Origin of the sequence: Streptomyces sp. SYP-A7185, assembly GCF_046103685.1 — a bacterium.
Lineage (GTDB): Bacteria > Actinomycetota > Actinomycetes > Streptomycetales > Streptomycetaceae > Streptomyces.
In genome coordinates this window covers 1,686,162-1,696,177 of sequence record NZ_CP122310.1, presented here as the reverse complement: position 1 = coordinate 1,696,177, position 10,016 = coordinate 1,686,162, and the positions used below count along the sequence as shown (strand labels likewise).

8 protein-coding genes are annotated in these 10,016 nt (G+C 70.6%); all 8 read right to left on the bottom strand.

Annotated features, from left to right (window positions below; all coding sequences use genetic code 11):
• Positions 1-94 precede the first annotated feature (94 nt).
• The 8 genes from QBL25_RS07260 to eccD all read right to left on the bottom strand — a co-directional run bounded on the left by QBL25_RS07260 (position 95) and on the right by eccD (position 9,687).
• Entirely contained in the window at positions 95-475 is a 381-nt protein-coding gene (locus QBL25_RS07260; RefSeq protein ID WP_409056177.1) for a hypothetical protein, read from the bottom strand.
• Positions 476-477: 2 nt separating this feature from the next.
• Positions 478-930, bottom strand: a complete 453-nt coding sequence (locus QBL25_RS07255) for a YbaB/EbfC family nucleoid-associated protein (protein ID WP_409056176.1) — start codon at positions 928-930, stop codon at positions 478-480.
• 149 nt (positions 931-1,079) lie between these two features.
• Complete coding sequence (locus tag QBL25_RS07250; protein WP_409056175.1) at positions 1,080-4,787, bottom strand: AAWKG family protein; 3,708 nt, start codon at positions 4,785-4,787, stop codon at positions 1,080-1,082.
• 51 nt (positions 4,788-4,838) lie between these two features.
• Entirely contained in the window at positions 4,839-5,306 is a 468-nt protein-coding gene (locus tag QBL25_RS07245; RefSeq protein WP_409056174.1) for a type VII secretion system-associated protein, read from the bottom strand.
• 118 nt (positions 5,307-5,424) lie between these two features.
• Positions 5,425-5,733 (bottom strand): WXG100 family type VII secretion target, encoded by a 309-nt coding sequence (locus QBL25_RS07240; RefSeq protein WP_409056173.1) that lies wholly within the window; start codon positions 5,731-5,733, stop codon positions 5,425-5,427.
• An 87-nt stretch (positions 5,734-5,820) separates the two neighbouring features.
• Complete coding sequence (locus QBL25_RS07235; RefSeq protein WP_409056172.1) at positions 5,821-6,156, bottom strand: hypothetical protein; 336 nt, start codon at positions 6,154-6,156, stop codon at positions 5,821-5,823.
• A gap of 473 nt (positions 6,157-6,629) precedes the next feature.
• Complete coding sequence (eccB, locus tag QBL25_RS07230; RefSeq protein ID WP_409056171.1) at positions 6,630-8,213, bottom strand: type VII secretion protein EccB; 1,584 nt, start codon at positions 8,211-8,213, stop codon at positions 6,630-6,632.
• Between the two features lie 67 nt (positions 8,214-8,280).
• Positions 8,281-9,687 carry a type VII secretion integral membrane protein EccD gene (eccD, locus tag QBL25_RS07225; RefSeq protein WP_409056170.1) on the bottom strand — a complete coding sequence of 469 codons (1,407 nt, stop codon included), beginning with the start codon at positions 9,685-9,687 and terminating at the stop codon, positions 8,281-8,283.
• Positions 9,688-10,016 lie beyond the last annotated feature (329 nt).

Below are 10,016 nucleotides of genomic sequence, written 5' to 3'. Positions count from 1 at the left end.
ACCGCGGCCCGGGGACGCGTCGCCCGGGAAGCCCTGCGGGCAGGACGGCGAGACCGCTCCCGGCGTGGTGCGGGAGCGGCCTGCGGTGCGGTGGTCAGCGGCGGCCATGCCCGCCCGGGCCGCTGCCGTCGCCGTCGAGCCCGTGGGTGTCGATGCGGTTGGTCCCCTGCTCGATGTCCTCGATGTTGCGGTCGCGGGTGTCCTTCATCATCCGGACCTGGCTGAGCGTGGCATCGGTGATGCCCGTCAGGGCGTCGCGGATCGACATCATGGTGTCCTTGGTGGTCTGCCGCTCCTTCTGCTCCTGCGGCTTGGCCTTCTCGGCGAATTCTCCGCTGGTGCCGGGCCAGCTGACCGTGGGAGCCAGTTCGTCGAGGAACTCCTCGGTCATGCTCCGGGCCAGGGAGCCGATCTCCTCCAGCTGCCCCGCCAGGGCTTCGATGCGCTGCGGGTCGACGTAGTAGCGCTCGCCCATGGTCAGTTCTCCCCGTCCTCGCCGATCGCGTCCCGCCAGGCCGGGGCGGGCTTGCCGGTGCGTGGCGTGCCCTCGCCGTCTTCGTGGAGCACCTCGGGTCCGAAGATGCGCTCCCAGTCCAGCTCGAAGCCCTTCAGCTCCGGTACGTCGCTGCTGGGCTCGGTGAAGGGGGCCATCGCCTTCATCACATGGCGGTTCATCTTCAGACGTGCGGCGTTCGTGGCCTCCAGGACGCTGGCGGCCAGCTCCTGGGGGGACATGTCGCGGTACTTGTTCTCCAGGAACTCGATCCCGCTCAGCTCGCCCTGGGGGCCCACGGTGGCGCGGACCGCGCGGTCGGACGAGAGCACGGCGAAGGACGCTTCCCTCAGTTCGCGCTCGGTGCGCGCGATCGACTCCTGGGCCGTCCGGAGTTCGGCCATCGCCTTCTCCAGACGCTTCTCCAACGGTTCCATCGGGACCGCGCCTCCCTTCGCCTCGCTGTTTTTCGTACGCCGGACCGGCGTCAACTGCGTCCGCGGCCTCCGCGTCAAGCGCATCAGCGGCATCAACTACGTATGTGATCTTGCCTGGTGCGCTTCCGGCACGGAAGCCGGGGTGGCCCTCACCGGCCGATGACGGCCGGAGTGCCGCCCTCCTCGGTGCCCCACACGTCGGCGTCCTCTTCCAGATAGTCGGCGGAGGTGGTGGCGCCGCGCCCCGGTTGTGCCTCCTCCTCGGAGGAGCCGTCGCCGCCGGTGGTGGTCACCCGGGAGGCCGGGGCCAGGAAGGTGTCGCTGTCCTCCTGGCGGTTCCACGGGCTGCGCCTGCGGCGGTTGCGCCGCTCGCTCTCCTCGGCCGCGTCGACCAGCACGGCACGCACCCGCTCGCCGTTGCCCTTCTCGCCGCCTCCGCCCATGCCGCCCATGCCGCCGCCCATGGGCATGCCGGGGGAGCCGGGTGTGCCGGGAGCGCCCGGTGCGCCGGGCCCGGAGGCGGCGGCGAGCGGGCCGGCGCCGGCGGTGGCGGAGTCCGAGAGCGGGGCGACGCCGCCCGCGCCGAGGCCGCCCGGCGAGGAGAGGCCGTCGCCGGAGAGGCCGAGGCCGGCCCCGACGGAGGCCGAGCTGCCGCCGCCGAGATCGGGGAGCGAGACGTCCTGCGTGGTGATGCCGTCGCTGCTGGATCCGCCCGGGCCGCCGGGGAGGTCGAGGCCGCTCTTGTTCCCGAAGCCGTCCGCGGTGCCGTCGTTCCCGGCGGAGTTGAGGTCGTGCAGGTCGACCGTCCTGGTGTTGCCCTGGGGGTCGGTGATCGTGGCGATACCGGTGTCCGGGTCGATGACCTGCTTGCTGCCGTCCGGGAAGGTGGTGGTCGGCATGCCGTTGTCGAGCGAGGTGACGGAGCCGTCCGGGTTGGTCACCTGCGCCCCGTGCGTGAGGTCGGTCACCGTGGTGGTGCCGTCCGGGTTCGTGGTGGTGAGCATCCCGTTGTCCGGGTCGAAGGTGGCCTTGGTGCCGTCGGCGTACGTCGTCGTGAAATCGCCGTCGTCGAGCGCGGTATGGGCGCCGGTCGGGGTCTCCAGGCCTGCCTGGTCGCCGTTGAGACCACCCAGGTCGCCCAGATCGCCGATCGACTCGGTGTCCAGATCGGAGTTGATGCCGCCGAGGTCGCCCAGATCCCCCACGCCGTTGCCGTTGTTGCCGGCGTTCAGGCCGCCCAGGTCGCCGAGGTTCTGGGTGGTGGTGTTGCCGTCCGGGTCGGTGGTGGTGGCCTGGCCGGTGGCGGGGTCGACCTTCTGGACGGTGCCGTCGGGGAAAGTGGTGGTGAGCTTGCCGTCGTCCCCGAGGGAGGTCACCGAACCGTCGGCGTTGGTGATGTCGGCGCCGGTGCCGAGATCGGCCGTGGTGGTCGAGCCGTCCGGGTTGGTGGTGGTGAGCGTTCCGGTGTCGGGGTCGAAGGCGGTGCTGCTGCCGTCCGGGAAGTCGGTGGTCACGTCACCCGTGGCGTTCAGCCGGGTGTCGGCGCCGGTCGGCGATTCGAGCGAGCCGCCGCCTTGGCCGAGCTGGTCGTTGACGCTGCCGAGCCCCTCGTTCAGGCCGTTGTTGATGCCGTCGAGGCTGCCCAGGTCGGTCGTGGTGGTGGAGCCGTCGGGGTGGGTCGTGGTGCTCTGGCCGGTGGCGGGGTCGACGCTCTGGACGGTGCCGTCGGGGAAGGTGGTGGTCAGCTTGCCGTCGTCACCGAGCGAGGTCACCGAACCGTCCGGGTTGGTCACCTTGGTGCCGTCGCCCAGGTTCTGCGTGGTGGTCGAGCCGTCTGGGTTGGTGGTGGTGAGCGTTTCGCTGTCGGGGTCGAAAGCGGTGCTGCTGCCGTCCGGGAAGTCGGTGCTGACCTTGCCGTTGCCGAGCTGGGTGTTGCCGCCGGTCGGGGTCTTGAGCGAACCGCCGAGCCCGTTGTTGAGGCCGCCGAGACCCAGGCTCTGCACGAAGGGCGCTTCGTTTCCGGGCCCCTGGCCGTCGCCGCCCTGCCCGTTCAGGCCGAGGTCGCCCAGGGTCTCGCTGACGGACGGCGGATTGTCCGACGTCCCCTCCGGGCCGTCGCCGTTCAGACCGCCCATGTCACCCAGGCTCTCGGTGACCGGCGGCTTCTCGTTCAGCAGGTCGTCGAGGCCGTCGATGGTCTGCGTGTTGGCTCCGCCGGGATCGTTGAGGCCGCCCAGGCTCTCCTCCATGGACTTGGCCTGCTCCTCGGCCTCGCGCTTGGCCTCTTCCTGCTCCTTGCGCTGTTCCTCGCGCAGGTCGTCCTGGTACTTGCGGTCCTCGTCGCGCTGCTGGTTCTGCTCGTTGCGCAGGTCTTCCTGGAGGCGCTTGGCCTCCTCCTGCTCCTTGCGCTGTTCCTCGCGCAGTTCGTCCTGGTACTTCTTGTCCTCTTCGCGCTGCCGGTTCTGCTCCTCGCGCAGCTCCTCCTGGTACTTCCTGTCCTCCTCGCGCTGCTTCTCCTGCTCCGCGCGCAGCTCGTCCTGGTACTTGCGGTTCTCCTCGTTCTGCTTGTTGATGTCGTCCTTTTCCTCCTTGAGCTTCCTCTCCTCGTACTCGTCGGCGGCCGTGCTGGTCGACTTCGGCTTCGGCACGTTCTCCGAGAAGTCCTTGCCGAGTTCGATGAAGTGGTTGTTCAGGTTCGACTGCACCTGGGCGGCGGGCTTGCCCAGGTACTCGTCGACGCCCTGGCTCCAGATCTTGACGGCCTCGTCGCCGACCTTCGCCCAGTTGGCGATGTCGGTCAGGTCGCCGTACTCCGGATGCACCTGTGTGAAGCCGGTCTTCGGGTTGTGGCGCACGGTCGTGGTGTAACGAGTGGTGGTCGACGTGATGTCCGTGTTGGCGACGTTGTTCGCGTCCACCCACCGGGCGAGGTCGTCCAGGACGTAGCGCAGCACCTGATGCGGGTCGTAGTACGCGGACTTGGCCCAGGCCAGCCACGCGTCGAGCAGCTTCGTGGCGGAGTCCTCCAGATACTTGCGGCCCAGCGAGAGGGCCCGCGAGTACACCGTGTTTCCGGTGCCGGTCTCGTCGCCCGTGCCCGCCGAGGAGTCGAAGGTCTCGACGTAGGCGTCGTAGTTCTCGCGGATCTTCTTCAGCAGACCGCGGAAGACCTCCGCCGCCTCGCCCTTCCAGCTCGCGTCGTCCCGGCCGAACCGGTCCTCCCAGTCCTTCAGGACCGTCGCGTGGTCCCGGAAGAACTTGGCCGCGAAGTCGAAGGAGTCCCCGGTGGTGTTGAAGGAGTTCAGGTCGACCACGCCGTCCGCGCCCGCGCTCAGATTGCTGAACCGCGCGTTCTGCGTGCCACCGCCGAGGAGGGCGAGCAGCGCTGCCCGTGGCCCGTTCATGTACTGGGCCAGCGGGATCGTGCTCATCTTGTCCTTGTTGTAGTCCGTGAACTCGTTGCCCTCACGGACCTGGGCGTCATGGACGTTGTCGGACCCGGGGCCGTCGAAGATGATCTCCTCGCCGGCCTTCACGCGGCCCTCGAAGACGATCCGGGCCTGCATGATCGACCGCTTCTTGCCGCCGTCGAAGAAGTAGATGTCGTAGTCCTCGCCCTTGTTCGTCAGGAACCCGGAGTCCTTGACGACCAGACTGAGGCTGCGCTCCTTGATGTCCATCCGGAACAGCTTGCCGCCGTGGTCGGAGCGGAGCGTGTCGAAGACCTTGGTGCGGTCCGGCACGGGATAGCCGGTGATGTGCTTGACCAGGGTGGCCCAGGTGTCGCCCGACGGATCTTTCGCCTCGTCGAACTTGTCGAGTTTCTCACCGGACTTGGGATCGTAGCGATCGGCCACCGGGCGCCCTTTCTGGTCGGTTGTCGTACGGGCCGGCGTGGGCGGCCGGGGTCAGTCGTCTTCCGGGTCGCCGGTGGTCCCGGCGGTCAGCGTGTCGACCTCTTCGAAGGTCTGCAGGAGCGTCTGCGCCTCGATCGCGCTGAGGTTCTTGTCCTTGGTCTTGCCGGCTTCCTCGATGGTGTCCGAGAGCGCCTCTTTGAGCTCCTTGAAGAGCTCCATCTGGTCGCCGAGCAGCTTGTCGATCGACTCGGCCGCCGTGCGCACGCCTTCGACCAGCTTGGGTCCCGAGACCAGGGGCTCGCTGACCATCTTGCCGATGCGCAGAAGCTGCTGGTTCTGGTCGAGGTTCTCCGCGGTGGTGTGCCCGTCGATGAGCTGGCCGAGCGGGCGGATGGACGATCCGTCGCCCTCTTCGCGGTGCTTCTTCGCGGCGGTGTACACCGGCTGCACCTCGTTGTCCCGGAAGTTCTCCATCTGCTTGAGATCGAAATGCTTGACGTCGGCTTTGTCACCAGCCATGGGACGTTCTCCTGCTGCTCGGTGCCGGACGGGGCACGAGGGGAGGTCCGGCGGGCGCTCGGGGGAGAGGCGCCCGCCGGACCGGTATGGGGCCCTCGTACGGGAGGAGGGTCAGGGCTTAGCGGGCGCGCACACTGCCCCAGTTGTCGGCGCTCTTGCGCTCGTCACGGGAGTGGTTGTCGTGGATGGACCGGATCAGCTCGCCGTTGTCGCCCAGCAGGCGGGCCATGTTCTTGGTGGCCTGGTCCCACTCTGCCTGGACCTCGCGGTACTTCTCCTGGTCCGCACCCTCCCAGGACGAGACGAGCGGCTTCAGCTCGTCCTCCAGGTTGTTGAGGGTGGTGATGATCAGCTGGGTCTGCTCGGTCAACTCCTCGATGGCCTGCTGGACCTTCGGGTATTGCAGGTCGATGATGCCTTCGGACATGACGTCTCCTCTTGACGGCCGGGCCGCGGGGCCCGGGAAGCTCACGAAGTCCGGCCGTGCTGAAGGGGGCCGGTGCCGCGGTGGGGGTCAGCGCAGCGCTTCGAAGACGCCCTGGCTGGTCTTGCTCTCGAGGACCTGGGTGAGGTCCTCGTGCTCCTTCGCCAGGCGGTTGGCGGAGGTCACGTTCTCCTGGAGGGCGTCGATCATCGTGCTGATCTGGACGACGACCTTCTGCGCCTCGGTGTTCCAGCTGCGGAAGAGCTTCATCAGGGCCTGGCCCTCGTCGCCGCCGACGCCCGAACGCGCGGCGATCTCGGCGACGTTGTTCTGCACCTTCTCGACCTGGTCCCGGGCCGACTCCAGAGAGGAGACGCCTCCCAGGCCCTTGGCATAGTCCGCTTTCCTTGCGGCGCTGTCCGGCATGGCGCACTCCTTTCGTCCAGGCGCGTTCTTCGCACCGTTCCCGCTGAGGCTAGAGAGAACCCAGTGTTCCGCGCAACGAGAGTGAGGAAGATCTGAGCATCTGTCGGGCAGTTGAATTCAGCCGTGTGGCAACGGAGTTGTCCCGGCATTGCAGCCGGATGAACACAGATGCCGACCACCCGGGAATCCGCGATGTCACCGCCGGACCGACCGCCCGCGAAACGGGCGGAAAGCGGGCGCCCACAGCGGCCGAACGGTCATCGGGACGTCGATTTGGGCAACACCCGCGGGATTACGCGGGCATGGATGTCCGAAATATTTGAGCTTCCCCTGAGACTTCGCGCACGTATCCGTCGTCACAACGGGCCGACGGCCGCACCGAATTCACGGCCTCCGAGCCCCATTCGGCTCGACCTTTCTTCCGCTAACGTCCCTTTCCTTTTGTTCGGAGGGCTATGGGCGCCTTGCCGGAATCAGCGTGCCGTGCCGCCCTCCGACGCCGTGACCGTCTTGCCCGCGTCATCGCCGTCGCCGCCGCGCCCCGGCCGGTCGGCCGCGCCACAGTCCGGGGCCGTGACCTTGGGTTTCACCGTGCCGGCCGCGGCGGCCGGGTCGAGGTCCGCGCCGGTCGGGAACGCCGAGAGCAGCGGGGCCGGGACCGAGTCGATGTCCTCGGCCGTGTATCCGAGCGCCTCCAGCGAGATCTTGGCCGAGACGCGGTACTTCACGCCGTTCTCCGCGACCAGGTAGGTGGTCCCGCCGTGCGCCGCGCCGCTCGCGTGCAGGGCCCGGACCAGGGCGCCGTGGCCCGGTCGTACGACCGTGGCGTCCGTCGGGACGCAGGCCGGGCTCAGCGGCGGGGCCGTGCCCCTGGACACCGCGACCGGGGCGAGCCGGTCCAGCGGGACCAGCACCGACCGGATGCGGGCGCCGCCGTCACCGCCGTCCACCTGCGCGCACAGAGCGGTGCCGCGCGGCGCGGAGCGCGGGGTGGGCGGCGCGTCGGGCAGTTCCCCGGAGGCGGCGGGGCCCGGGTTCTTCGCCCGGTGCTCGCGCAGCACGTCGGCGCCGACCGTGCGGACCTCGGGGGAATCGCCCTGGTAGGCGTCCTTCTGGGTGGCCGGGTCGCCGAGGACCAGGGCCGCGCCGAGCCGGGTCAGCGGTACCGTGCCGTCCTTGCGCAGCAGGTGGTAGGTGCTGTCGCCGCCGGGCACGCTGACCTTGAACACCTGGCCGATGCGGCTGGCCTCGCCGCCGAGTTCGGGCCCCTTGTCGCCGCGGCCCGGCACCTCGGGCGGGCTCAGGGCGGGGCCCGGCGCCAGCGCGTCCAGGAAGGCCGCCGAGACCGGCATCGGCTGCCGGGAGCCGTACCCGAGCGCGTTGCGGGCGTCGGCGGCGCGGTCGAGCGCGAGCCTGGAGCCCCGCCACACCAGGTACTCGGTGCCGTCGGGTCCGCGCACCAGCACCCCGCGGTCACCGCCCACGTCACTGGAGTCCAGCGGCGCCCCGGCCACCACGCTGGTGGCTCCGGGCTTGTCCACCCCGGTGTCGGTCACGGCGCCCGTGGTGTCGGGCAGCGCCCCGGCGGGTCCGGTGACGCACATGTGCCAGGCCTCGGAGTCGAGTTCACCGGGCCCGGGCACGGTGTCCGGGAGGCCCGGTATGCCGACCGCCGCGCCCACCGGGACGTCCTTCAGCGAGGCGGTGCGCACGTCGACGGCCGGCAGGTCGGAGCCGCCGATCAGCCGCGCCGACGCGTAGTTGCGCACCGGATGCAGGACGCCGTCGGTGTCGGTCCACAAGTACCGTGCGCCGGTGTCGCTGTTGACCACCAGGTGCTTGCCGTCGCGCCAGGCGTCGTTGCCGCCGGGCCGCAGCAGGCCGTAGACGACGGTGATCGCGCCGACCAGCACGGTGACGAGGATGCCGAAGACGACGCCGCGCGTCGTACGCCCGAGCGGGCTCTCCGGAGCGTCCGGATCGGCCGTCAGCAGGCCCGAACTGAGCCTGCCCATCATGAAACTGTGGGCGTGTACCTGGTCTCTTTTGGACTGCACGGCCTCTCCTGTGACTCCTGTTCCGTGTCCCGGCGGGCGGGCTTCGTGCCCCGGTGTGCGGGTGTGCTCAGCCGAACAGGCCGCGCAGCCAGCCGAAGAGCCCCGCCACCCAGCAGCTGAGGGGCAGCAGCGCCACGGCGAAGAGGGTGTGCGCCAGCTCCGCCGCACGGCCCCAGTACGGCAGCACCCGGCGCCCCGGCACCGTCCAGGCGGCCACCACCAGGGCGGCGGCCACGGCGAACAGCACCGCGAAGACCACCAGGCGGCCGTTGCCGTCGCTGTCCACGGCCCAGGCGCGGGCGAGCAGCAGCAGTCCCCAGATGCCCGGGACGGCCAGGGTCATCCGCTGCGGGATGTGGACGAGGCCGCGGCAGTGCAGCAGCAGAAGCAGGCTCAGCGTGAGGGCGGTCAGTACCTCGGGCAGGCTGGGGTCCTGGGTGAGGACGACCAGGGCGGCCGCGACCATGGTGCCCGTGGCGGCGAACAGCGCGGTGACCCAGCGGGCGGCCAGTTCGGTGCGCTGGGCGACCTCGTCGCCCGCGTAGGGCTCGATGCCCTCCTGGAGCTGGCTCGCGGAGGACGGCAGCGCGGGCAGCCGCATGCCGGCCAGTTTGAACGCGAAGGGGGCCACCGCGCCCGCGCCGAGCGTGACCACGGCCGCCACCAGGGCCACCGCGGCCGAGGCGCCCAGGCCGGTGTAGCCCATGAGGACCCCGGCGATCGCCGTCGCCACCGAGACCAGCGCGGTGGCCAGGAGCGCGGGGGCGCCGACCGCGGTGGCGGCAAGCGCGAGGACCGCTCCGCCCGCGCCCGCCGCGCCCGCGGCGAGCAGCCGGGCGCCCGCGATCCGCGCCGTGTCCGGGCCGCTCAGCTCGCCGCCGGGCAGCAGCCAGCCGGCCAGGGCCAGGCAGGGCGCGACCAGCAGGCCCAGCGCGGTCGCCGAGACGCGGTCGCCGACCGCGCGGCTCGCCGAGCCGGCGCCCGCGAGCAGCAGCACTCCGGCCACGGCCGCGCAGAAGGCCCTGCGGGAGCCGGACTCGGTCACTCCGGGCCAGACCACGAGCAGCAGGGCGGCCGCCACCGTCGCCACCGCCGTGCCCACCAGGAGTCCGCGGGCCGCTCCGGCGTGCCAGGTGTGCAGACGCCGGCCCGCGGTGTCGGCCATGCCGTCGACCAGGTCGTCCAGCCGCGCCTCGGGCAGCGCCTCGGTGTGCGGGCGCAGATACAGCACGGCCCCGTCGGTGAGCCCGGCGTGGGCCAGGGTGGCCTCCTCGTCGAGCGGGGCGTCACCGAGCCGCTGGAGCACCCAGCCCGCGTGGTCGAGCCCGGCCTCCTCGGCCTCTTCGCCGACGTAGCGCAGCAGCGTGGGCAGGAGATCGGCGACCGGCACGTCGGCGGGCACGGCCAGGTCGACGGACACGCTCGGCGCACGTACGGTCAGGCGGCACAGTTCGGCCACCGCACTGTCGGTCATAGGCTGAACTCTCGTCTTCCGTGGGGGCATTGTCGGGAGGACTTCCCCGGGGGTGGGGACGTGCGAATAGTACGGAAGCCCCGGGTGGCCGGGAACGAGGGAGCCGGGCAAGGGAATTGTGTCCGCGCCGACCGCGAACACCTCCCCGCGTGGACAGGGCGCGTTCCGTGAATGCAGACTACTGCCTACGCCCACCGGGGCGTGCCGCGGTCCGGACCCATTGTCCGGAGGAGACCGGAAGCGAGTTGTCCGTCAGGGGAGTTGCCCGTTCCCCGCTAACCCCCTGAACCATTCACCCGGTGTTCACCGCGTCATGCGGGTCCCGAAGA

What these genes read in the sequence shown, in the direction of transcription:
- QBL25_RS07235 (WP_409056172.1), bottom strand. Translation starts at nt 6,156, where the DNA reads ATGCCGGACAGCGCCGCAAGGAAAGCGGACTATGCCAAGGGCCTGGGA.
- QBL25_RS07245 (WP_409056174.1), bottom strand. Translation starts at nt 5,306, where the DNA reads ATGGCTGGTGACAAAGCCGACGTCAAGCATTTCGATCTCAAGCAGATG.
- QBL25_RS07260 (WP_409056177.1), bottom strand. Translation starts at nt 475, where the DNA reads ATGGGCGAGCGCTACTACGTCGACCCGCAGCGCATCGAAGCCCTGGCG.
- eccD (WP_409056170.1), bottom strand. Translation starts at nt 9,687, where the DNA reads ATGACCGACAGTGCGGTGGCCGAACTGTGCCGCCTGACCGTACGTGCG.
- QBL25_RS07255 (WP_409056176.1), bottom strand. Translation starts at nt 930, where the DNA reads ATGGAACCGTTGGAGAAGCGTCTGGAGAAGGCGATGGCCGAACTCCGG.
- QBL25_RS07240 (WP_409056173.1), bottom strand. Translation starts at nt 5,733, where the DNA reads ATGTCCGAAGGCATCATCGACCTGCAATACCCGAAGGTCCAGCAGGCC.